This window comes from Nonomuraea sp. JJY05 (assembly GCF_043496855.1).
Classification (GTDB): Bacteria; Actinomycetota; Actinomycetes; order Streptosporangiales; family Streptosporangiaceae; genus Nonomuraea.
Map to the genome: position 1 here is coordinate 363,956 of NZ_JBIEIS010000006.1, position 22,873 is coordinate 386,828.

Annotated in this window: 18 protein-coding genes; 9 read left to right on the forward strand and 9 right to left on the reverse strand. The window is 70.6% G+C overall.

The genetic code is table 11. The features are described from left to right. Nucleotides 1-28: 28 nt before the first annotated feature. The 5 genes from ACFKCF_RS11285 to ACFKCF_RS11305 form a co-directional block, all read right to left on the reverse strand. Nucleotides 29-850: a MetQ/NlpA family ABC transporter substrate-binding protein gene (locus tag ACFKCF_RS11285; RefSeq protein WP_394492931.1), complete on the reverse strand. Its 822-nt coding sequence runs from the start codon at nt 848-850 to the stop codon at nt 29-31. 9 nt (nt 851-859) lie between these two features. Then, nucleotides 860-1,516 carry a methionine ABC transporter permease gene (locus ACFKCF_RS11290; RefSeq protein ID WP_394492932.1) on the reverse strand — a complete coding sequence of 219 codons (657 nt, stop codon included), beginning with the start codon at nt 1,514-1,516 and terminating at the stop codon, nt 860-862. Beyond that, complete coding sequence (locus tag ACFKCF_RS11295; protein ID WP_394492933.1) at nt 1,513-2,469, reverse strand: methionine ABC transporter ATP-binding protein; 957 nt, start codon at nt 2,467-2,469, stop codon at nt 1,513-1,515. The genes ACFKCF_RS11290 and ACFKCF_RS11295 overlap by 4 nt, the downstream gene beginning before the upstream one ends. A gap of 267 nt (nt 2,470-2,736) precedes the next feature. Next, nucleotides 2,737-4,044, reverse strand: a complete 1,308-nt coding sequence (locus ACFKCF_RS11300) for an alpha-amylase family protein (RefSeq protein ID WP_394492934.1) — start codon at nt 4,042-4,044, stop codon at nt 2,737-2,739. Next, nucleotides 4,028-5,191: an FUSC family protein gene (locus ACFKCF_RS11305; RefSeq protein WP_394492935.1), complete on the reverse strand. Its 1,164-nt coding sequence runs from the start codon at nt 5,189-5,191 to the stop codon at nt 4,028-4,030. Before ACFKCF_RS11305 ends, ACFKCF_RS11300 begins: the two co-directional genes overlap by 17 nt. Before the next feature lie 110 nt (nt 5,192-5,301). Here ACFKCF_RS11305 and ACFKCF_RS11310 point away from each other — a divergent pair, with 110 nt between their 5' ends. Continuing rightward, a complete protein-coding gene (locus ACFKCF_RS11310) occupies nt 5,302-5,727 on the forward strand; it encodes a MarR family winged helix-turn-helix transcriptional regulator (RefSeq protein WP_394492936.1) in 426 nt (141 codons plus the stop codon). On the opposite strand, the gene ACFKCF_RS11315 is transcribed toward ACFKCF_RS11310, so the two are convergent. After that, nucleotides 5,724-6,821, reverse strand: coding sequence for a Fic family protein (locus ACFKCF_RS11315; RefSeq protein ID WP_394492937.1), 1,098 nt, complete (start codon nt 6,819-6,821; stop codon nt 5,724-5,726). The two genes, ACFKCF_RS11310 and ACFKCF_RS11315, sit on opposite strands and share 4 nt — an antisense overlap. 96 nt (nt 6,822-6,917) lie before the next feature. Next, nucleotides 6,918-9,275 (reverse strand): endopeptidase La, encoded by a 2,358-nt coding sequence (lon, locus tag ACFKCF_RS11320; RefSeq protein WP_394492938.1) that lies wholly within the window; start codon nt 9,273-9,275, stop codon nt 6,918-6,920. 177 nt (nt 9,276-9,452) lie between these two features. Between lon and ACFKCF_RS11325 the strand changes: the two genes are divergently transcribed. From ACFKCF_RS11325 to ACFKCF_RS11355, 7 genes are all read left to right on the forward strand, one after another. Then, on the forward strand, nt 9,453-10,880 hold the full coding sequence (locus ACFKCF_RS11325; protein ID WP_394492939.1) for a sensor histidine kinase: 1,428 nt from the start codon (nt 9,453-9,455) through the stop codon (nt 10,878-10,880). A 55-nt stretch (nt 10,881-10,935) separates the two neighbouring features. Next, a complete protein-coding gene (locus ACFKCF_RS11330) occupies nt 10,936-11,592 on the forward strand; it encodes a response regulator (protein WP_394492940.1) in 657 nt (218 codons plus the stop codon). Between the two features lie 206 nt (nt 11,593-11,798). Continuing rightward, nucleotides 11,799-13,160 (forward strand): phenylacetate--CoA ligase family protein, encoded by a 1,362-nt coding sequence (locus tag ACFKCF_RS11335; RefSeq protein ID WP_394492941.1) that lies wholly within the window; start codon nt 11,799-11,801, stop codon nt 13,158-13,160. Between the two features lie 362 nt (nt 13,161-13,522). Beyond that, complete coding sequence (locus tag ACFKCF_RS11340) at nt 13,523-14,683, forward strand: alpha/beta hydrolase (RefSeq protein ID WP_394492942.1); 1,161 nt, start codon at nt 13,523-13,525, stop codon at nt 14,681-14,683. 128 nt (nt 14,684-14,811) lie between these two features. Further along, on the forward strand, nt 14,812-15,456 hold the full coding sequence (locus ACFKCF_RS11345; protein WP_394492943.1) for a heme oxygenase (biliverdin-producing): 645 nt from the start codon (nt 14,812-14,814) through the stop codon (nt 15,454-15,456). Nucleotides 15,457-16,324: 868 nt separating this feature from the next. Beyond that, nucleotides 16,325-16,924 (forward strand): TetR/AcrR family transcriptional regulator, encoded by a 600-nt coding sequence (locus ACFKCF_RS11350; RefSeq protein WP_394492944.1) that lies wholly within the window; start codon nt 16,325-16,327, stop codon nt 16,922-16,924. A gap of 5 nt (nt 16,925-16,929) precedes the next feature. Continuing rightward, on the forward strand, nt 16,930-18,357 hold the full coding sequence (locus ACFKCF_RS11355; RefSeq protein ID WP_394492945.1) for an MFS transporter: 1,428 nt from the start codon (nt 16,930-16,932) through the stop codon (nt 18,355-18,357). 100 nt (nt 18,358-18,457) lie between these two features. On the opposite strand, the gene ACFKCF_RS11360 is transcribed toward ACFKCF_RS11355, so the two are convergent. Further along, the gene (locus tag ACFKCF_RS11360; protein WP_394492946.1) at nt 18,458-19,687 is read right to left on the reverse strand and encodes a cytochrome P450; all 1,230 of its coding nucleotides are present in this window, start codon (nt 19,685-19,687) and stop codon (nt 18,458-18,460) included. 120 nt (nt 19,688-19,807) lie between these two features. On the opposite strand from ACFKCF_RS11360, the gene ACFKCF_RS11365 reads away from it, so the two are divergent. Next, nucleotides 19,808-21,184, forward strand: a complete 1,377-nt coding sequence (locus ACFKCF_RS11365) for an FG-GAP and VCBS repeat-containing protein (RefSeq protein ID WP_394492947.1) — start codon at nt 19,808-19,810, stop codon at nt 21,182-21,184. A 195-nt stretch (nt 21,185-21,379) separates the two neighbouring features. Here the strand turns inward: ACFKCF_RS11365 and ACFKCF_RS11370 are convergent, their stop codons facing one another. Next, entirely contained in the window at nt 21,380-22,840 is a 1,461-nt protein-coding gene (locus tag ACFKCF_RS11370; protein WP_394492948.1) for a sensor histidine kinase, read from the reverse strand. Nucleotides 22,841-22,873: the final 33 nt, after the last annotated feature.

Below are 22,873 nucleotides of genomic sequence, written 5' to 3' on the forward strand. Positions count from 1 at the left end.
CGAGACGATGCCCCGCCGCCCTCCGAGCTCACTCGGCGGGGATGACGGAGCCCTCGTACTTCTGCTTGATGAAGTCCTTGACCTTCTGGTCCTGCAGGAGCTTGCCGAGCGTGACGATGTTGGCGTCCTTCTCGTGGCCGGCCTTGACGACGAGGCCGTTCACGTACGGGTTGCCTTCGGTCTTCTCCAGCACCAGCGCCTGCGAAGCGGGCTTGAGCCCCGCCTCGATGGCGTAGTTGCCGTTGATGACGGCGGCGTCCACGTCCTCGAGCGAGCGCGGGAGCTGAGCGGCTTCGAGCGGCTTGAACTGCAGCTTCTTCGGGTTGTCCACCACGTCGCGTTCGGTGGCCGCGGTGCCGACGCCGTCCTTGAGCTTGACCAGGCCGTTGTCGGCGAGCAGCTTGAGCGCGCGGCCCAGGTTGGTGGCGTCGTTCGGCACGGCCACGATGGCGCCGCCGGCCAGCGCGGACACGGAGGTGATCTTCTTGGAGTAGAGGCCCAGCGGCTCCAGGTGCACCGGCGTGGCGAACGTCAGCTTGGTGCCCTTGGAGGCGTTGAAGTCGTCCAGGTACGGCTTGTGCTGGAAGAAGTTCGCGCTCAGCTGGCCCTCGTCGAGCTGCACGTTCGGCTGCACGTAGTCGGTGAACTCCACGACTTCGAGCTTGAGCCCGGCGGCCGGGGCCAGGTTCTGCTTGACGAAGTTGAGGATCTCCGCGTGCGGCACCGGGCTCGCGCCCACCTTCAGCACGGTGTCGGCCGACTCGGCGACCTTCGTCGCGGACTGCGACGTTCCGCATGCGGTGAGCGACAAGGCCAGCGCAACAGCACCCGCTATATAACGAAATTTCATGATTTTTCCTTATTTGTAAGAAAGGCGCCGGGCGACCCAGTCGCCCAGGCTTTGCAGAAGTTGCACGATCACGAGGAGCAGGACGACGGTCACGATCATCAGCAGCGTCTCGAACCGCTGGTAGCCGTACCGGACCGCCAGGTCGCCCAGCCCGCCGCCGCCGAGCGTGCCGGCCATGGCGCTGTAGCCGATGAGCGCGACGACGGTTACGGTCAGGCCCGCGACCAGCCCGGGCAGCGCCTCGGGCAGCAGGACCTTGCGCACGATGGTGGCCCGGCTCGCGCCCATGGCCTGCGCGGCCTGCACCACGTCCGGGCCGACCTCCCTGAGCGCGGTCTCGACGAGCCGGGCGAAGAACGGCACCGCGCCGACGGTGAGCGGCACCACGAACGCGGCCGTCCCGATGGTCGTGCCGACGACGAGCCGGGTGAACGGGATGATCGCGATCATCAGCACGATGAACGGCAGCGACCGCCCGACGTTGACCACGAATCCGAGGGACGACTTGAGCGCCGGCGCCGGCCGTAGCCCGTTGCGGTCGAACACCACCAGCGCCACGCCGAGTGGCAGCCCGAGCAGCGCCGTGAACAGCGTCGACCAGCCGACCATCTGCGCCGTCTCCAGCGTCGCCGGACCGAGCAGCGGCAGGATCTCGTCCCAGTTCATGCGCCTTCCACCTCTACGATCAGGCCCGCGTCACGCAGGTACGCCAGCGCCGCGGCGGACTCGGCGCCGTCGAGCGCCACCCGCAGGCGGCCCACCGAGCCGCCGGCGAGGTCCTCGATCGAGCCGCCCAGGATGCTCAGGTCCACGGAGAACTTCCTGACCACCTCCGACACCACCGGCTGCCGCGGGTCGCCGGTGAACGTCAGCGTCACAGAACCGGCCGGGGCGGGCTCGGGCAGCGGGAAGATCTCCCTGGTCAAGCGGGATCCGGGGGTACGGATGAGGTCCGCGATGGCGCCCGACTCCTCGATGCGCCCGTTCGCCATGATGGCGACCGAGTCGCAGACGCTCTTGACGACGTTCATCTCGTGGGTGATGAGCAGGATCGTCAGGCCCAGCTCGGCGTTCAGCCGCTTGAGCAGCGCGAGGATCGACTGGGTGGTGGCCGGGTCGAGCGCGGAGGTGGCCTCGTCCGACAGCAGCACGGACGGGTTGCCCGCGAGCGCCCTGGCGATGCCGACCCGCTGCTTCTGGCCGCCGGAGAGCTGGTTCGGGCGGTCCTTGCCGCGGCCCGCGAGCCCGACGAGCTCCAGCAGCTCGGCCACGCGGCGGTCGCGCTCGGCCCTGGGGACGCCCATGATCTCCAGGGGGAAGGCGACGTTGCCCGCGACCGTGCGGGAGTTCAGCAGCGCGAAGTGCTGGTGGATCATGCCGATGCGCTGGCGGGCTCGGTTGAGCTCGGCGCTGCGCAGCGCGGTCAGGTCCTGCCCCGCGACGGTGACGGTGCCGGCGGTGGGCCGTTCGAGCAGGTTGACGCAGCGCAGGAGCGTGCTCTTGCCGGCGCCGCTCTGGCCGAGCACGCCGTAGATCTCGCCTTCGCGCACGTGCAGGTCGACGCCGTCCAGCGCGACGGTGTCCCCATATTGCTTGCGCAGGCCTGAAGCCTGGATCACGGAATATCCCCACGACTGAGAGCGGCCCGTCGGCGGGCCGCGCAAACGTACATCACATGAAGGAAGAAAAGGGGGCCGGCGTCAGCGGGTGCCGGGATGGAAGGGCAGGTGGCTCAGCCTGCGCAGCACGAAACAAGGTGCGATCATGATGACCTTCGGGGAGGAACGGGCGGATCTCTGCTTCAGCTCGGCATTCGCCCCATACGACAACACGAGCCGTCCCGGTGGGCGCTCGTGTCGTACGCGTATGCCTCGTTCACGCCCGATTCAACGGATCCCTTGACTCCCCTTATTCCCTACTTCTTTGGTGATCTGAGTCACGATGCGCCAGTCGTGGGCCGGGACCAGGGCGGGATCCCCACGGTCGTCCTGGAAGGCGGCCCGCGCGTCGTCGATGAGGAAGCGGTGCGGCTGGTCGCCGAGGTTCAGCAGCGTCACGACCTCCTCGCGGGGTCGCCCGGAGCCGGCGGGCGGGCGGCTGCGGAGCGCGACGGCGGTGTTGGTGAGCTGTTCGGCGGCGGTCCGGGCTCGATGCAGCCACGGGTGACGCCTGCGGAAGCCGATGAGCCGCTGGTGAAGCCGGTAAACCTCGGCCCCGTACGGCGCCAGTCCGCCGGGCTCCGCGGGGAACGCCGGTCTGATCGCGTCGTCGCCGCCCGCCCGTTCCTCCTTCAGCCCCTGGTACGCCTGCTCGTCCCCGTAGTAGACGCTGGGCAGGCCCGCGACGGTGAACAGCACGACCAGCGCGTGGCCCAGGTGGCGAGGGTCGTCGAGCCGGGTGGCGAGCCTGGTGACGTCGTGGTTGCCGACGAAGGTGAGCGGCACGAACGCGTCGAGCAGCTTGTCGTGGCGGTCGAGGGCCCAGGCGAGCTCGAAGAGGTTGCGGTCGTTGAGCGAGCTCCAGATGGCCTTCCACAGCTCGTACTGGGTGATTGAGTCGAGCCCCGATTCCCTGACGTAACCGGCGTAGTCGCCGTGGATCACCTCGCCGCCGAACCACGCCTCGGGGTGCCGTTCGCGTACCTCCGGCAGGACTTTCCGCCAGAACCAGGCCGGTACGGCGTAGGCGGCGTCGAGCCGCCACCCCGAGGCGCCGCGGCGGAGCCAGTGGTCCAGCACGCCGGCCACGTGCCGCTGCACGGCCGGTTCGGCGTGGTCGAGGGTGACGAGCCCGTGGTGGCCCTCGAAGACCTCGTAGCCGCCGGGGCCCCGCTTGAACCACTGCTCGCCGGCCGCGAAGGAGCGGCCCACGTGGTTGAACACGCCGTCGAGGACGACCCGCAGCCCGCGGTCGCGCGCCTTGGCGACGAGGGAGTCGAAGTCGCGATCGTCGCCGAGGCGCGGGTCGATTCTGAAGTGGTCGACGGTGTCGTACCCGTGGGACTCGGCGGCGAAGATCGGGCCGAGCTGGAGGCCCGAACAGCGCAGCTCGACCGCGTAGTCCAGCCACGACTCGAGATGACGCAGCCGGTGCGGGGGCATGGCCGCCGTTTCCTCCGCCGCGGTGGCGGGGGCTCCGGTGAAGCCGAGCGGGTAGACGTGCCACCAGATCGCGTGTTCAGCCCACGACGGCACGAACGCTCCTTTCCCGGCGTACCACCCAGGGCAGATACCCGAGCCCCAGGGCCAGTACGCAGCCGATGACCGTGTCCGCCACCCGGTACCCGATCGTGGCGGGTGGCACACGTGCGCCGCCCTCCATGAGCAGCAGGACGAGCGGGGTCATGACGGTCGCGTACAGGGTGTGATTGCGCTCCTTGAGCACCGGCCTGATCGCGGCCAGCGCGGCGACGAGCAGCACGAACAGCCACGACGGCGGCACCCACAGCAGCGCGGCTGATCCGGCGGCCACTCCGGCGGCGGTGCCGGCGGCCCGCTCGACCGACCGCCGCACCGCGCCGTCCAGGCGGCGCCGGACGACGATCACCACGGTGACGGCGATCCACGACGCGGCCGGCTGCGGCCACAGGAGCCCGGCGACCTCGGCGGCGGCGAGGCAGGCGGTCAGCCGGATGGGGTACTGCCATCCGGACGCGCTCCCCAGCGTCCTCCACCAGCGCCGCAGCAGCGCTCCCGCCGAGGGAGCCGGACGGGCGACGCCTTCCGGCCCGGCATCTCCCCGCTCGACGTCTCCCCGCTCGGCATCTCCCCGCTCGGCATCTCCCCGCTCGGCATCTCCCCGCTCGGCATCTCCCCGCTCGGCATCTCCCCGCTCGGCGGCGGCCGGATCGGCGTCTCCCGGCTCGGCGGCGGCCGGATCGGCGGGCCCCTTTCGGGCGTGGAGGCAGAGCGCGGCGACCAGCAGGCCCCAGACCGCCCCTCCGGCGAACAGCACGGCGGCGGCGACCGGCTCGACGCCCTTCGCGACGCCGGTGCTGATGACCATGAAGACGATGAAGCGGGTGGTGTGCTCGGCCATGGGACGGCTGATCCCACCGGCCACCGCGAGCAGGCCCGCGATCAGCACGACGGTGACGGCGGTGAGCCACCCGCGCCCCGCGATCACCACCCCGGCGAGCCCTGCCACCGCCGTGCCCGCCACCGCGGCGGCTCCGTGGCCCAGGAGACGGCGAAGGCCCGACTCTGTGGACAGGCCGCTCACGGCGAGGGCTCCGATGGCGGCCAGGGCGCCGAGCGCGGGCCGCCCCGAGGCGACTCCCCACGCGACCGGCCCGCCGAGCCCCAGCCCGGCGGCGACCATGTGCCGCAGCTCGACCCGCACGCAGCACCTCCCGACGCGGGAGCCTACTCCAATCTGCTACGCACTGCGTAGTAGTTTTCCCGTTTTCACGGGAAGATCCCGTCGCATTAGTAAGTGCTATCGTAATAATCATGGACGACGAGGAACTGCGGGCCACAGCCGTGGCGCTCCGCCGGGCGACCATCGGCCTGGCGCGGCGCCTGCGCGACGAGCGCCCCGCGCACGGCCTCGGCCGCCTGGCGCTCTCCCTGCTCGGCCACCTGCACCGGCGCGGCGCGCTGACGGCGGGTGAGCTCGCAGCCGCCGAACACCTCCAGCCCCAGTCGGTCACCCGCGCGCTCGCCTCGCTGGAGGAGCAGGGCCTGATCCGCCGCTCGCGCGGCGAGAGCGACCGCCGCAGGCACCACATCGTCCTCACGGAGCGCGGCACGGCGACGCTCACCCAGCAGGTCGGCACCACGGATCTGTGGCTGGCCGAGGCCATGGCCGGCAAACTCACCCCCGCCGAGTGCCGCCTCCTGGCGGTGGCCGCCGACCTGCTCGAACAGCTCCGCTAGCGGTACGGGTCGCGCAGCGGGGTGACGCGCTCGGCGAAGTCGGCCTTGATCCGCTCCATGCGCGGCCCCGGGGCGTAGAAGCGGCCCTTGGTCTCGCCGTACGGCCGAAGCCAGCCCTTGGCGGCCAGATCACGCAGGTCACGCGCGGCCTGCCCCTGGCTGAGGCCCTCGTCGGACTGGTAGCGGCTCCTGCGCAGCCGCCTGTTCACGAACACCTCGTAGAGCGCGGAGACGGTACGGCCGTTGAGGCCGTCGGCGTCGACCTGTTCCTCCAGGAGCATCCAGATCTCTCCGGCTTCGGCCAGGCGCTGGCGGACCCGCTGGGCCTGCATGTGATGCGCCTTCAGGCAGAACCGCACCCACCCGAGCATCTCACCATGCGGCCGCCACGCGCCCTGCTGAGTCTCGCGAAGCGCGCGGTAGTAGTCGATCGTGTTCTCGCCCAAGCCGAGCCACTCCTCAATGGAAGAGAACTCGGGGGTGAGGATCTGATCCCTGCCGAGGACCAACGTCTGCAGAGCGCGCGACATCCTGCCGTTGCCGTCACGCCAGGGATGGATCGCAACGAGGTTGAAATGCGCCATCGCGCCGCGCACATAGCTCGGCGCGTCGAGATCCCCGCCATTCAGCCACTCGACAAGGCGCTCCATCAGCCCGGGCACCTGGTCGGCATCCGGGCCCTCGTAGACGACCTCCCCGGTCGCGGAATTGCGGACATAGATGCCGCCCGGTCGCACCACACCAGGAGTTTTGTCGCGATGATGGCCGATCATCATGAAATTGAGCGAGTTGAGGAGCCCCACGTCGAATCGGAATACCGATGCGCGAGAGAGCATCTGAATGTAGGTCAACGCCTGCTGGTAGCCCGCGATCTCCCGCGCCACCGGCGCGGACGTCTCCAGCGGCTCCTCCCCCGCCATGATCGACTCGATGTCCTCGACGCTGGCCCGATAGCCCTCGATCGAGTTGGAGCCCTGGATCGCCCGCGCCTGCAGCTGCCTGCGCAGCTGCCTGTCCCACCGATGCGTCTCGGCGAGCCGGTATTTCAGGTCGCGCCGCATCTCCTCGATCTCCTCGAGGACGCCCTTGTCCACGGGCTCGAGCGCCGGCGTCTCGTACAGCATGCCCTCATGACAGCATGCGCGAATCATTCAGTCAAATGACCGAATGATTCGCGCATTTTGCCGTGATTAGGCGGCTACCGTGGAGGCCACCTGCGCCGGGGTCAGCGCGATGTCCAGAACCTCCCGTACGTCGCTCACCGCGTGGATGGTCAGCTCGTTGCGGACCTCCTCGGGCACGTCGTCCAGGTCCGGCTCGTTGCGGGCCGGGATGAGGACGGTCCTGATGCCCGCCCGGTGCGCGGCCAGGAGCTTCTGCTTGACGCCGCCGATCGGCAGGACCCGCCCGGTCAGGGAGATCTCGCCGGTCATGGCCACGTCACCGCGTACGAGCCGGCCCGACAGGAGGGAGGCCAGCGCGGTCGTCAGCGTCACACCGGCCGAGGGGCCGTCCTTGGGCACGGCGCCCGCCGGGAAGTGGACGTGGACCGAGCGGTCCTTCAGCGCGGTGACCGGCAGCTCCAGCTCCGCCCCGTGCGAGCGGAGGTAGGACAGCGCGATCCTGGCCGACTCCTTCATCACGTCGCCCAGCTGGCCGGTCAGCGTGAGGCCGGTCTCGCCGGTCTCCGGGTCGGCCATGGACGCCTCGACGTACAGGACGTCGCCACCCGCTCCGGTGACCGCCAGTCCCGTGGCCACGCCCGGCACCGAGGTGCGCTGGGTGGACTCGGGCAGCGACGACTCCGGCACGAACCGCGGCCGTCCGAGGTAGCCCACGAGGTCACCCTCGCCGACCGTGACGGGCAGCTCATCCTTGGCCGCCACCTTGCGCAGGACCCTGGCGACCGAGCGCTCCAGCGACCGGACGCCCGCCTCGCGGGTGTACTCGGCGGCCAGCTTGCGCAGCGCGTCGTCCTCGACCTTGACCTCTTCGGCGCTCAGGCCGGCCAGCTCGAGCTGCCTGGGCAGCAGGTGGTCGCGGGCGATCGCGACCTTCTCGTCCTCGGTGTAGCCGTCGAGCGTGACGATCTCCATCCGGTCGAGCAGCGGCCCGGGGATGGCCTCGAGCACGTTGGCCGTGGCCAGGAAGAGCACGTCGGACAGGTCCAGCTCGACCTCGAGGTAGTGGTCGCGGAACGTGTGGTTCTGGGCCGGGTCGAGCACCTCGAGCAGGGCCGCCGTCGGGTCGCCGCGGTAGTCGGCGCCGACCTTGTCGACCTCGTCGAGCAGGACGACCGGGTTCATCGAGCCGGCCTCGCGGATGGCGCGGACGATGCGGCCGGGCAGCGCGCCGACGTAGGTGCGCCGGTGGCCGCGGATCTCGGCCTCGTCGCGCACGCCGCCGAGCGCGACGCGGACGAACTTGCGGCCCATCGCGCGGGCCACCGACTCGCCCAGAGACGTCTTGCCGACTCCGGGAGGGCCGGCGAGGGCGAGCACGGCGCCGCTGCGGCGGCCGCCCACCACGCCGAGGCCCTTGTCCTGGCGGCGCTTGCGCACGGCCAGGTGCTCGATGATGCGGTCCTTCACGTCGGACAGGCCCGTGTGGTCGGCGTCGAGCACGGCCCGCGCGCCGGTGATGTCGTAGTTGTCCTCGGTACGGTCGTTCCACGGGATGTCGAGCACCGTGTCCAGCCAGGTGCGGATCCAGCCCGTCTCAGGCGACTGGTCGGAGGTCCGCTCCAGCTTGTCGACCTCCTTGAGCGCGGCCTCGCGCACCTTCTCCGGCAGGTCGGCTGCCTCTACGCGGGCGCGGTAGTCCTCTTCCTCGGTCCCGGTGTCGCCGTTGAGCTCCTTGAGCTCCTTGCGCACGGCGGCGAGCTGCTGGCGCAGCAGGAACTCGCGCTGCTGCTTCTCCATGCCCTCCTGGACGTCCTTGCGGATCGTCTCGGCGACGTCGAGCTCGGCGAGGTGCTCGCGGGACCACTCGATCAGCTTGGCCAGCCGTTCGGCGGGGTCGGCGGCTTCGAGCAGCTCGACCTTCTGCGCCGTGGTCAGCCAGGGGGTGTAGCCGGAGCTGTCGGCCAGCACCGAGGGATCGTCGATCTGGTTGACCTGGTCGACCACCTGCCAGGCGCCGCGCTTCTGGAGGATCGTGGTGGCCAGCGCCTTGTACTCCTTGGCCAGCTCCTGAGCGCGCTCGCCGGCGGCGACGGTGTCGATCGTGTCGGCCTCGACCCACAGCGCGGCACCCGGGCCCGTCGTGCCGGTGCCCACGCGGACGCGGTTGACGCCCCGGACCACGGCGGCGGGCTCGCCGCCGGGCAGCCTCCCGACCTGCTCGACGACGGCCTGCACGCCGATGGCGCCGTAACGGCCGTCGATCCTGGGAACGAGGAGGACCCGCGGCTTGTTGCCACCGGATGCACGGGCCGCGTCGATGGCAGCCCGCACCTCTGAGTCGGACAGGTCCAGCGGAACCACCATGCCCGGCAGGACCACCTCGTCGTCCAGAGGCAGGACCGGAAGGATCAAGCTCTCACTCATGCGAACTCCAAAGGGTTGAGTTATACCGACTCAATTCATTGGAGCCCGTAGATGTTCCCTCTCTTGCCGATGTTCGCTCACGGCGATCGTAATTGTGTAAGCAATACCTGAGGGGGATGTGCTGGATCAAACCCTGGTGTGACGCCTGGCGGGGCCCGCGCCCGTACCCTTGACCAGGTGATCTCCGTCCCCCGCGTCCGCTTCCTCAGCCGCCGCCGTCGCGCGGACGGCGGGCGGGGGTTCCCCGTTCGGGTTCGGCGCGGGCGGCATCCTGCGCACGGGGCGCTGGTGCGGCTCGGGGCATGGGTGCGGGCCGCTGCGGGGCCGTTCGGGCTCGCCTTCTTCCAGGGTGACGCCGATCCGCCGCCGAAGGCGCGGCGGCTGGCGTTCGGGGCGCCGCAGTGGCTCAGGCTGCTCGTCCCGATCACCACGATCAGCCTCGTCCAGATGGCAGAGCTGATCCTGGCGCTGATGCTCTACACGGAGACGCAGAGCAGGGTGTGGTCGTGGAACTCCGAGTCGCCGGGCCCCGGTCCGATCTGGGACGGCTTCGCCTACCTCACCGCCGCGGCGGTCGCGCTGCCCATCGCCCTGCGCGACCGGTGGCCGCTGGCGGCCTGGCGGGTGTCGATCGTGCTGATGCCCGTGGCCGTCGGGGTGACCAGGACGATCGGGTCCTCTCCCGGCGAGATGCCGTACACGCAGTGGCTGGGCCTCTCCTATCTGCTGGTCCTCTACTCCGTGGCCGTGCGGTGCGACCGGCGGATCACGGTGGCCGTCTGGATCGTCACGTTCCTGGCCACCTGGATCATCGACCCCAACTCGATGCCGCTCGTCATGGTCGTCGTGTCGGTGGCGGTGCTGTTCGGCTACAACGTACGGGTCCGCCGTTCCGCCACGGCCCGGCTGAAGACGGAGGAGCGGCGCACCCGGGAGGCCGAGAGCGCGCAGGCGGTGCTGGCGGAGCGGGCCCGCATCGCCAGGGAGCTGCACGACGTGGTCGCGCACCACATGTCGGTGATCGCGATCCAGGCGGAGGCGGTGCCGCTCAAGGCCAGGGGTGATGCCGCCCAGCTGGAGGCGGGGCTGGCCGAGATCCGCGGGCTGTCGCTGGAGGCGATCGCCGAGCTGCGCCAGGTCCTCGGCGTGCTGCGCGACCAGGACGGACGCGTCGACACCGCCCCTCAGCCCGGGCTCGACCGGCTCGACGAGCTGATCTCCAACGCCCGCGCCGCCGGGCTGGCCGTGCTCGTCAAGCGCTCCGGCCCGCTCGACCGGCTGCCTCCGGCCGTGGGGCTGTCGGCGTACCGGATCGTGCAGGAGTCGCTCAGCAACGCCATGCGGCACGCGCCCGGCTCGACGGTGGCGCTGGACATCGCACACCGACGCGGTGAGCTGCGGCTGCGCGTCGCCAACGGCCCGAGCGCCGCGCCCGGCGCGGGACCCGGCGCGGGCCAGGGGCTGGTGGGCATGCGCGAACGGACGACGCTGCTCGGCGGCACGCTCGACGCCGGTCCCCTCGCGGATGGAGGCTTCGAGGTACGCGCCACGCTGCCCGTCACCGACACCGACACCGGCACCGGCGAGGAGGCCACCGCTCCATGAGCACCCGCGGCGATTCATCACGACGGGGATTCATCACAGCTGAGAGGGAGAGCGCTTGATCCGGGTTCTGATCGCCGATGACCAGGGGATGGTCCGCACGGGGTTCACCGTCTTCCTGAGCGGGCAGCCCGACATCGAGGTCGTGGGCGAGGCGGCCAACGGGCGGGAGGCCGTGGAGCGGGCCTCGGCGTTGCGCCCCGACGTGGTGCTCATGGACGTGCGCATGCCGGTCATGAACGGCCTGGAGGCGACCAGGGAGCTCCTGTCCCGTGGTGGGGCGCCGAAGGTGCTCATCCTGACGACGTTCGACCTCGACGATTACGTCTACGAGGCGTTGCGGGCCGGGGCCAGCGGGTTCCTGCTCAAGGACGCCTCCGCCGCCCAGCTCGCGGAGGCGGTGCGGGTGGTCGCGGCCGGGGAGGCGCTCATCGCCCCGGGGATCACCAAGCGACTGATCCACGAGTTCGCCAAGCTGGGCGGGTCTCGACCGGTGACGGGCAAGCGGCCGGCCGAGCTGACCGAGCGCGAGACGGAGGTGCTGACGCTGGTCGCGCAGGCGCTGTCCAACCAGGAGATCGCGGACAAGCTGTTCGTGGCGGAGCAGACGGTCAAGACGCACGTGGGGCGGGTGCTGATGAAGCTCGGCCTGCGCGACCGCGCCCAGGCGATCGTCTTCGCCTACGAGACCGGCCTGGTCCGCCCCGGCGAGTGACCCGGCACCGGTCGGGCCCGTCCCGGCTGGCAACTCCGCACCCGCCCGATGGGCCCCAGCCGCCAACCCCACACCCGACTGATCCACCCCAACCACGAATCCCACACCCCACTGATCCACCCGGCTGGTAACCCTGGACCGGCCCGGTGCGCCCTCCCTTACGCGGCCCCGTTCCCCTTGACGGGCCGCCGCCGTACAGTCGGCTGATGGACCCGGTTGAGCTCTTCCATCAGGTGGCGGCGACCGTTCCCGCCTACAGGACCTTTCTGGCGGAGAACGACATCAACCCCGAGCAGGTCACGACATTTCAGGATTTCGTCGGGCTGCCGATGACGTCCAAGGAGAACTACACCCGTCGTCACCCTCTCCCCCACCTGTGCAGGAACGGCGAGATCGGGGACATCATCGCCGTGTCCTCCGGCTCGACCGGCGTCCCGTCCTTCTGGCCGCGCTCGGCGGTGGACGAGCGCGTGATCGCCGCCCGTTTCGAGGAGGTCTTCAGGGACTCCTTCGACGCCCGCGAGCGCCGTACCCTCGCCGTCGTCTGCTTCGCCCTGGGCACCTGGGTCGGCGGCCTGTTCACCGTCAACTGCTGCCGCCACCTGGCCGAACGCGGCTACCCGATCACCGTGGTCGCCCCCGGCACCGACCGGAGGGAGATCCTGCGGGTCCTCCCCGAGCTGGCGCCCCACTTCGACCAGGTCGTACTCCTGGGCTACCCGCCGTTCCTGAAGAACGTCATCGACACCGAGGACCTCCCCTGGGCCGACTGGAACATCAGGCTCGTCACGGCCGGCGAGGTGTTCAGCGAGGAGTGGCGCACGCTGGTCGCGCGAAGGGCGGGCATCGCGGATCCCGTCAGGGGCATCGCCTCCCTGTACGGCACCGCCGACGCGGGCGTCCTGGGCAACGAGACCCCGCTGTCCGTGGAGATCCGGCGCTTCCTGTCCACGCGCCCGGACACGGCCAGGGAGCTGTTCGGCGAGTCCAGGCTTCCGACGCTCGTCCAGTACGACCCGGATGTCCGTTTCTTCGAGGAGCACGAGGGCACCCTGCTCTTCTCCGGCGACAACGGCATCCCGCTCATCCGCTACCACATCGCCGACGAGGGCGGCGTGGTGCCGTACGAGGACATGCTGGGCTTCGTCCGGCGGCACGGCTTCGATCCGGCGGCCGAGGGGCCGGAGCGGCCGTTCGTGTACGTCTTCGGCCGCAGCCACTTCACCGTGTCCTACTACGGCGCGAACGTCTACCCGGAGAACATCGCCGTCGGCCTGGAACAACCGGAGGTCAGCGGCACGGTCACCGGAAAGTTCGTGATGGAGGTGGCAGAGGACGCCAACCGGGACCGCCACCTGACGATCACGGTGGAGCTGATGCCCGGCGAGAAGCCGACCGACGAGATCGCCCAGACCGTGGGCGAGTCGATCCTGGTCCAGCTGCGGCGGCTGAACAGCGAGTTCGCCAATTATGTGCCCGTCCCGCAGCAGGTGCCGTTCATCCGGCTACGGGAGTCCGGCGATCCCGAATACTTCCCCCCGGGCGCCAAACACCGCTACACACGCTGACCCGGAGTGGGCAATACCGGACCTCCACGACCCGCCGCTCGCCCCTGACCCGGTCGTAGACGCGGAGCGGCGGTCTCCCAGTCAGTACGCACGTCAGGCCATCGCCGTACACGGTGCCCAGCACGCCCCAGCCCTGCCTCGCAGGTCGTAGTCGCATACCGGCAATATCTCCCACCAACCCCACAGAGACCGTCACCACAGCACCCACCAACACCCACAGACCCTCAGCCCACAGCACCCACCAGGGACCCAGCCCGCCGCCCGGCATCACGCCGTAGCGCCGTGTCCCCCTCCGGTACTACGGAAAAGGTCAAACCCTGCGGCGACGCGGACGACAGGCCACTCTCCGTAACGTTCCCGGCATGCTCAGAAACCTTCTCCTCGCGGGACTCGTGACGATGGGGGCGCTCGTGGTGTGGCCGGGGCAGCCGGGCGGGCGGCTGGTGCGCGTCTACGGCGACCTGGCCGCGGCCGACCGAGTGGCGATCATCGTGCCCGGCGCCGACACGACGGTCGCCACGTTCGACGACGGCACAAAGCGACCCGGAGGCGCGGCGAGGGCCCTGCTGGCGGAGGCCGCGCGGCTCGCCCCACGCGAGCGACTGGCGGTGGTGGCATGGCTGGGCTACGACTCCCCACCCACGCTGAGCCTGAGCGTGATCACCAGCGACGCGGCGGTCAAAGGGGCCCAGGCACTGCGCCACACCATCACGGACCTCCACGCGCGCACGCCTGCCCCTATCGCACTGCTGTGCCACAGCTACGGCTCGGTCCTGTGCGCCAAAGCCGTCCCCGGCTTACCCGTGACCGACCTCGCGGTCTTCGGCAGCCCTGGCCTCGACGCCCCTTCTGCCACCGCCTTGACCCAGACTCCCCGCGACGCAGAGACCGCCCGAGCCACCGCGCCGACCGCAAACACCACTCGCGGCATGACAGGCGGACACGATGCTCAAGGTGCAACCGGCCCGCAAGACACTCGCGGCAGGACCAACGCGCAGGACGAGCCGGACACGGGAGGCTCGGTCGCCGAGCAGAAGGTGGCAGGCTCGGGCAGCGTCCAGAAAGTGGCAGGCTCGGGCAGCGCTCAAGATGCCCCGGGCGCACAGGACTCCCGGCGCGCGACAGGTCCGCAAGCCACGGCAGACTCGCCGGACGCCCAGCGCACGGCAGCCCTGCAGGACACCCAGCACACGGCCGACCTGCAGGACGCCTGGTTTACGGCAGACTTGCCGGACGCCCGGACCACGGCAGACGTGCAGGGTGTTCAGGGGAGCGCGACGGGGGCGGCGGCGGTGCCGCTGCGGGTCTGGGCAGGGCTGGGGGAGAACGACTGGGTCAGGTTCGTGCCGAAGGCCAAGCTCGGGCCTGTGGGCTTTGGCGCCGACCCCATGAGCCCTTCATTCGGGGCCCGCGTGTTCGCGGTGGGCTCGGGCGGCCACAGCGACTACTTCACCCCCGGGACCCCGTCCCTGCGCAACCTCGCCCTTATCGCTTTGGGTCGCGCGAGCGAGGTGACCTCTTGACGTGGCGTTTCCTGGGTACGAGAGAGGAGAGCCGGATTTTGATGACATGGTGTCGTCATCAGCTTGACGCCGGATGCCAATGTTTGTGACACTTTGTCATGAAAAGTCCGTGCGAGTTGAGGTAGGCCGTGACCACGCCGTTCTCCGAAACCCTGAAGAACGCCACCTGGACCGACCACGAGTCCGCCGAAGGCGAGAGCTATCTCGCGGAGCTCATGGGCGGCCGGCTGAGCGAGCACGAATACGGCGAGATGGTAGCTCAACACTACTTCGCGTACATCGCGCTTGACGGCGTGTCACGTCAGCTCGCCGATCATCCGGTGGCGGGCCGGTTCGTCTTTCCTGAGCTGTATCGGGAGCGGGCGCTGGAGCGCGACCTGGCGACGATCTACGGTCCGAGCTGGCGGAGCCGGATCGTGCCGTCCAAGGCCACCCGCACGCTGGTCGCGCGCATCCATCAGGTGGCCGATTGGCCGAGCGGCTACATCGCCCACCACTACACGCGCTACCTGGGCGATCTTTCCGGTGGTCAGTTCATCCGCATGGAGCTGCAGAAAATCTACGGGTACGGCACCGGCGGGGGCGTCGACTTCTACACCTTCGACGGGCTGGGCAGCCTGCCCAGGTTCAAGAACGAGTACCGTGCGCGGCTGGACAAGCTCGAGCTGGACGACCGGGAGCGGCAGCGCATGATCCGCGAGGTGAAGCTGGCGTACCAGCTCAACACCGAGGTGCTGGCCGAACTCCTCCACGTCGTCAAAACCGCCGCCTGACCGCCGGCTTCCCGCCGTCACAGCCGCCGCCCAATCATCACCGCCCCGCCGCCAGACCAACAGCGCGCCGTCATCACACCCGTCGCCCAACCACCAGCTCGACGCCATCTGACCAACAGCGCGCCGTCATCACACCCGTCGCCCAACCACCAGCTCGACGCCATCTGACCAACAGCGCGCGGTTATCACAGCCGTCGCCTGGCCACCGGTGCACCGCCGTCACAGCCGCCGCCTCACCACCAGCGCGCCGCCGGCACGACCGTCGCCTATCTACCAACCGCCCATCGTCACAGCTGTCGGCTAACGCCCGACAGCTGACCTTAGGGCGCTGTCACGGCTGCCACCCTGCTGGGCGCCGTCGTGCTGGTCGCTGTGCCTAGTCTCCGACGCGCCCCCACGACTGCCGCTCCAATTACCGACGACCGCGCTCGCCACACCGTCACGTGCCGCTCGCCCACCGCCGACGGGCACCTCACCACACCGTCACTGGCCGTCCCCCACCGCCGACGGGCACCTCACCACACCGTCACTGGCCGTCCCCCACCGCCGGCGGGCACCTCACCACACCGTCAGGACCAGCGGCAACCGCCAAGGGGACCCTCGCCACAGCGTCAGGATCGGCGACAACCGCTGAGGGGCGCCCTCACCACACCGTCGGGACCGCTGACGACCGTCGGCGGAGGGCCTCATTACGTCGTCAGGGTCGGCGGCCGGCGGCAGGCGCTCGTGTCACGTCGTCAGGGTCGGGGATGGCTGCCGGCGGAGTCTTCGCTGGTCCGGTGTCTACCGGTGGTGGCGGGGTCCGGAGGGGAGGGGGAATCAGGGGAGTGGGCGTCGGCTACTTATGGTCCCGGCCTACCATGGGCGTATGCCTCGGATCTCCGCCGCCACGATCGGCGAGCATCGAACGCAGACGCGGGACCGGATCCTGCAGGCCGTCTCCCGGCTGTCCAGGGTGCAGGGCATCGACGCGATCTCGATGACGGACGTGGCCGGCGAGGCGGGGATCACCAGAACCGTCCTGTACAACTACTTCCCCGACAAGGCGGCGCTGCTGCTGGCGTTCACCGAGCGGGTGACCCAATACTTCATCGACAGCTACGAGCGGGAGCTGACGGGGGGCGCGTCTCCGGCCGATCGGCTGCGGGCGTTCGTGCGGCTGCAGCTGGCCGGGCTGCTCGCCCATCCGCACCCGGGTGCCGCCGATCTGAGTGCCGCGCTGGGGCCCGACGCCTACCAGCAGCTGGCCGAGCATGTCGCGCCCATGCAGCGCATTCTGGTGGAGATCCTCGAGAGTGGGGTCGAGTCCGGCGAGTTCCGGGTGCTCGACGTGCAGGCCACGGCTCGCATGATCCTCGCCGTCGTCGGCGCCGAGCGGGTTCCGCTGATCAGCGGGAGCGTGACGGTGGACCGGGCCGGGGAGCTGGTGTCGGAGTTCGTGCTGCGGGCCATCGGCGGACTCGCGTGAGCGGTATGACCGACGGCGCGGGGACGGCGCCCGTGAACGGCCATGTCCAGCTGGGGTCCGCCCGCGGCCGCTGGATCCTGGCGGCGACCGTGCTCGGCTCCGGGCTGGCGCTGCTCGACAGCACCGTGGTCAACGTCGCCCTTCCGTTCCTGGGCAAAGAGCTCGACGCGGGCATGGACGGCCTGCAGTGGACGATCAACGCCTACACGCTCACTCTCGCCGGGCTGATCCTGCTGGGCGGGTCCCTGGGCGACCGGTACGGGCGGCGGAAGATCTTCATGATCGGCACCGTGTGGTTCGCCGTGGCCTCGGCGCTGTGCGGGCTGTCGCCGAACATCGAGTTCCTGATCGCGGCCCGGGCCCTGCAGGGCATCGGCGGGGCGTTGCTCACGCCGGGCTCGCTGGCGATCATTCAGGCGTCGTTCGTGCGGCACGACCGGCCCCGGGCCGTCGGGGTGTGGTCCGGGCTGGGCGGTGTGGCCAGCGCGATCGGGCCGCTGCTGGGCGGCTGGCTGGTGCAGAGCGTGGGGTGGCGCTGGGCGTTCCTGATCAACCTGCCGTTCGCGGTGCTGATCGTGCTCGTGACCCTGCGGCACGTGCCGGAGAGCAAGGACGAGCAGGCGGTGGGGCGGTTCGACGTGCTGGGAGCGGTGCTGGCGGCGCTGGCGCTGGCCGGGATCACGTACGGGCTGATCGAGAAGGGCGCGCTGGTGCCGCTGCTCGCGGGGCTGGTGCTGGGCGCGATCTTCGTGGTGACCGAGATCCGCAGGTCGCCCGACGCGCTGGTGCCGGTGGAGATCTTCCGCAATCCGGTCTTCACCGCTGTGAACGTGGTGACGCTGATCATGTACGCGGCCATGGGCGTGGTGTTCTTCCTGCTCGTGGTCCAGCTCCAAGTGGTGTCCGGGTTCGGGCCCATCGCGGCGGGGCTGGCGATGCTGCCGACGACGATCCTGATGCTGCTGCTGTCGCCCCGCGCCGGAGAGGTCGCCAAGCGCATCGGGCCGCGCTGGCCGATGACAGCCGGGATCCTGCTCGGGGCCTGCGGGTTCCTCGCGATGAGCACGATCGGGCCGGGCGCCTCCTACGCGCTGCAGGTGCTGCCCGCGGCGACCCTCTTCGGGCTGGGGCTTTCGGCGGCGGTCGCGCCGCTGACCTCCACCGTGCTGGCCACGGCCGAGGAGCGGCACGCGGGCACCGCCAGCGGCGTCAACAACGCCGTGGCCCGCACCGGGAGCCTGCTGGCCGTGGCGGCCGTGCCGCCGCTGGTCGGGCTGGTGGGCGACGCGTTCAGGAACCCGCCGGTGTTCGACGCCGGGTTCCACCTGGCGATGCTGGTCAGCGCCGGGATGATGGTGGTGGCGGCGCTGATCACGTTCTTGACGATCAGGACGAACGTGCTGGCGGTCGAGGACGACGAGCAGCCGGGCTGAGTCCCGGCGCCGCAGGTCTCAGAACCAGCCAGCCGGGCTGAGTCCCATGACCGCAGGCCTCAGAACCAGCCAGCCGGGCTGAGCCGCGTGACAGCAGGCGTCAGAAGGTGAATGGCTGGGCGCGGACGCTGTTGTCGAAGTTGGACAGCAGCAGGTCCGGCTCGCCGACCGAGCGGATGTCGGGCAGCCTGGTCAGCAGCTCGCGGAACATCGTGCGCATCTCCTGCCTGGCCAGGTTGGCGCCGAGGCAGAAGTGCGGGCCTGGGCCGCCGAAGCCGACGTGCGGCTTGGTCTCGCGGGTGATGTCGAACGTGTCGGCGTCGGGGAAGACCGACTCGTCCCGGTTGGCCGACCCGTAGAACAGGACGACCTTGTCGCCCTGCTTCAGCTCCAGCCCGCGCAGCGAGCAGTCCTCGGTGACCGTGCGCCTGAACTGCATGATCGGCGACACGTACCGGACCATCTCCTCGATCGCGCCGTTGATGTGCGCGTCGAAGTCGCCCATCAGCAGCTCGCGCTGCGCCGGGTTGTCGGTGAGGAGCTTGATGCCGTGGGCCATCGTGTTGCGGGCCGTCTCGTTGCCCGCGACCAGCAGCAGCGAGAAGAACGAGCCGAGCTCCTTGTCGGTCAGCTTCTCCCCGTCGGGGTTGGCGTTGACCAGCAGGGACACCAGGTCGCCCTTGGGGTCGGCGACGCGCTCGTGGCCGAGCTTGATGACCATGCGCTGCAGGGCGAGCAGGGCCAGCATGTTCTGGCCGGCCATCTGGACGCTGCGGGCCAGGCTGGGGCGCACGCCGGTGTACGCGGTGGAGATGTCGACGTGCTGGTGGACCTTCTCGCGCAGCTCCTGCGGGATGTCCAGCATGTCGCAGATGACGTGGATGGGCAGCCGGGCGGCCACCTGGGAGACGAAGTCGCGCGGGCCGTCCCTGACGACGTCGTCGACGATGCGGGCGCAGGCGGCCTCGATGTCGCTCTGCAGCCCGGCGAGCATCTTCGGGCTGAACGAGCGGGTCACGATCCGGCGCAGGCGGGCGTGGCGCGGGTCGTCCATGTTGACCATCGACTCCCCGAACACCTGCTTCACCCAGCCGGGCGGCTCCGGGTTGGTGACGGCGGGCTCGCTGGAGAAGATCTTGGCGTTGCGGCTGGCCTCGACCACGTCCGCGTGCCGTACGAGGGCGTAGAACCCCTTGCCCGAGCGGAGGAACGGCACCTTCTTCTCGGGGAAGAACACCGGGTGCTCCAGCTGCCGGAGCCGGGCGAACGCCTCGTTACGTTCTTTCGGCGGCTTGCGCCAGAAATCCAGATCCGCGAGATCGATGTCCACGCGTCTATCCTGGCACGTTCCCACCACGCCGTGGATCGCCAAGCGATGTGCATCCGGCTCTCCTGGGCCGTTCTCGCGCTGTTCAGGCACGGTTCGACCTATGTGGACATTACTTCCGTTATGAACCTTCTCCTCGCCGCCTGCCTGGTTCTCCCTCTGGCCTCCGGTACGACTCCCGCCGCGGCTCGGTCGTGCGGCGGGCACCCTCTCGACTTCGACGGCGACGGACGGCCCGACCTCGCCGTGGCCGCGCCCTACGACGGCTCCCGGGCCGGATCGGTGACCGTGATGTACGGGTCCGGGAAGAAGGTGAAGCTCACCCAGAACGGCGCCGAACCCGGTGACTCGTTCGGATCGGCGCTGGCCGTGGGCGACTTCAACGGGGACAAATGCGCCGACCTGGCCGTCGGGGTGTCGGAGGAGTTCGTGGGGGCGCGGGTGCCGGGCGGGGACGGGAACGGGGTCGTCCAGATCTTCAACGGCTCGGTCGACGGGCTGGTCCCGGGCAAGGAGCTGGCGCCGGCCAAGCCGTCGAGCGACCGGTTCGGGGCGGCGCTGGCCGCCGGGGACCTCGACGGGGACGGCAAGGACGAACTCGCCGTCGGCGCGCCCAGCCACAGGTCGGGCGGGGCGGTGACGGTGTACTGGATGAAGGGGCGCAAGCCGTACCAGATCACTCAGAAGACGTCGTGGGTGCGGCAGGCGGCGAGCGTGACCGACCAGTGGGGCGCCGCGCTGACGACCGGGGACTTCGACGGGGACGGCAAGGACGAGCTGGCCGTGGGCGCGCCCGCCGACAGCGTCACGCTGGACGGGCAGGGGTCGGTGACCGTCGTCGACGTACGGGCGAAGCGGGCGCGGCTGCTCACCCAGAGCAGCCCCGGTGTCAAGGGGGCCTCCGAGAAGTGGGACGCCTTCGGGGCCTCGCTGGCCACGGGCGACTTCAACGGGGACGGACGGGCCGACCTGGCCGTCGGGGTGCCGGGTGAGGGGCTCAGCGCGAACCAGCGGGCCATGGACTACGGCGACGGCACCGTGGACGTCCTGTACGGGTCGCGCGGCGGGCTGACCACCCGCAAGAGCGAGGCGTGGTCGCAGAACACGCTCAAGGGGGTGCCCCGGTACTACGACCGGTTCGGAGCGTCGCTGGCCGCCGGGGACTTCAACGGGGACGGGCACGACGAGCTGGCCGTCGGCGTGCCCGGGGAGAAGGCGGTCCAGGTGCTGGCGGGGCGGGCCTCCGGTGGGCTCACGCGGGTGGGGAACCTGCTCATCAAGGGCGAGGGGCGGGACTTCGGCGCCGCCCTGGCCGCTCTGCCGCTGAGCGAGCGTTATCGGGCGCTGGGGGCGCGGCGGCCGGTGTACGGGCTCGTGGTGGCGGCGCCTGACCAGGGGCTGGTCATGTACGCTCCCGGGTCCCGGAAGGCGGGGTTGAAGCTGGGCAAGGTGCGCCGGCTCGGCAAGGGGACGGGGCTGTACGGGTACACCTTCGGCTGAGCCGCTCCCCCGCCGTACTCCGGCCGGGGCCCTCAAGAGAGGCGGTGTCGTCCTGGGAAGGGGAGCGGGCGCGCTGGAGAGGGAAGTGGGCGCGCTGGCGAGGGCGCGGTGCGGCCGCTGACGTGCCGAAGCGGGCGGAAGGCGCGGGGACCGCCGCCGGCGTGCCTGAGCCGGAGGAAGGGGCGGGAATGGGGGTTAGGTGGGAGTGGTGGGGAGGATTATGCGGAAAAGGGCGCCTTTGCCGGGTGAGCCTTCCGCCATCACGATGCCCCCGTGCGCCTCCACCAGCGTCGCCGCGATCGACAGCCCCAGTCCCGAGCCGCCCGCGCTCCGCGCCGGGTCCGCGCGGTAGAAGCGCTCGAAGACGCGTTCGGCCACCTCCGGGGTGAAGCCGGGTCCCTCGTCGGCCACCTCCACCACGGCCTGGTCGCCGTCCACACCCACCCGCACCTGGAAGGGCGTGCCGGGCGGTGTGTGGGTGAGGGCGTTGGTGACGAGGTTGTTGAGCACCTGCCCGAGCCGCGACTCGTCCCCCGTCACGATCACGTCCCCCTCGCCCCCGTACAGCCGCACCAGCTCGATCCGGCGGTCCGGCGCCAGCGTCTGGGCGTCGATGACGGTGGTGGCGGCCAGGCTGAGCAGGTCCACTGGCCGCCGGGCCAGCTCCCGCCGCTGGTCGAGGCGGGCCAGCAGGAGCATGTCCTCCACCAGCAGCCCCATCCGGGCCGCCTGGCCCTCGATGCGGCTCAGCAGCCGTACGGCCTCGGCCAGGTCCTTCTCCTCCCCCAGCCGGTACAGCTCGGCGAACCCCCTGATCGACGTCAGCGGCGTGCGCAGCTCGTGGGAGGCGTCGGCCATGAACCTGCGCATCAGCTCCTCGGAGCGCCGGGCGGCCGTGGCGGACTGGCGGGCCGACTCGGCGGCCGACTCGCGCTCGCGCGCCGCCGACTCGATCTGCGCGAGCATGCTGTTGAGCGAACGGCCGAGCTTGCCGACCTCGGTGGTGCCCGCCCACATGGGCACGCGGCGCGACAGGTCGCCGCCCGCGATGTCGTTGGCCGTACGGGCGATCTCGCGGAGCGGGCGCAGGCTGCGGCGCACCAGCCAGTAGCAGGCGAACCCGAGCACCACCAGCGTGCCGCCGCCGGCGACCCCCACGATCAGGGCGAGCTGGGAGACCGTGGCGTCCACGTCGCCCAGGTTGACGGCGATCACCCGGGTCTCGCCGTCGCGGACCGGCACGGCGGCCACGCGCCAGCTCGGGCCCCCGGCGGCGCGCGACTCGACGGTGAAGGGCCGGCCGTGGAGCGCCACGACCGTGGGGAGGTCGAGCTTGGGCAGGGCGGGCGTGTGGTCCTCGGTGGACTCGCTGATCGTCCTGATCGGGGCGCCGGTGGAGTCGAGGATCACCGCGTAGAACAGGCCGAAGAAACGCTGCGGGCGGGCGCCGGGACGGGGCTGGTCGACGGGCGGCGGGGGCGGCTCGCGCAGCGGGCGGGTGGCAGCGAGCAGCTGCTGGTCCACGCGCTCGACGAGGTAGCCACGCATCAGCCGTACGGCGAACAGGCCGGTCACGGTGATGGCGAGGGTGACCAGCAGGAGGGTCGCCGAGACCAGCCGCAGCCACAGCGGTGACCTGGCCAGGTGTTTGCGCACCGCCGCGCCCTTCGCGCGGAGGTGCCGAGCGGG

Coding starts and splice junctions, on each gene's coding strand:
- ACFKCF_RS11285 (WP_394492931.1), bottom strand. CDS start 850: ATGAAATTTCGTTATATAGCGGGTGCTGTTGCGCTGGCCTTGTCGCTC.
- ACFKCF_RS11290 (WP_394492932.1), bottom strand. CDS start 1,516: ATGAACTGGGACGAGATCCTGCCGCTGCTCGGTCCGGCGACGCTGGAG.
- ACFKCF_RS11310 (WP_394492936.1), top strand. CDS start 5,302: ATGGACGACGAGGAACTGCGGGCCACAGCCGTGGCGCTCCGCCGGGCG.
- lon (WP_394492938.1), bottom strand. CDS start 9,275: ATGAGTGAGAGCTTGATCCTTCCGGTCCTGCCTCTGGACGACGAGGTG.
- ACFKCF_RS11335 (WP_394492941.1), top strand. CDS start 11,799: ATGGACCCGGTTGAGCTCTTCCATCAGGTGGCGGCGACCGTTCCCGCC.
- ACFKCF_RS11340 (WP_394492942.1), top strand. CDS start 13,523: ATGCTCAGAAACCTTCTCCTCGCGGGACTCGTGACGATGGGGGCGCTC.
- ACFKCF_RS11350 (WP_394492944.1), top strand. CDS start 16,325: ATGCCTCGGATCTCCGCCGCCACGATCGGCGAGCATCGAACGCAGACG.
- ACFKCF_RS11355 (WP_394492945.1), top strand. CDS start 16,930: ATGACCGACGGCGCGGGGACGGCGCCCGTGAACGGCCATGTCCAGCTG.
- ACFKCF_RS11365 (WP_394492947.1), top strand. CDS start 19,808: ATGAACCTTCTCCTCGCCGCCTGCCTGGTTCTCCCTCTGGCCTCCGGT.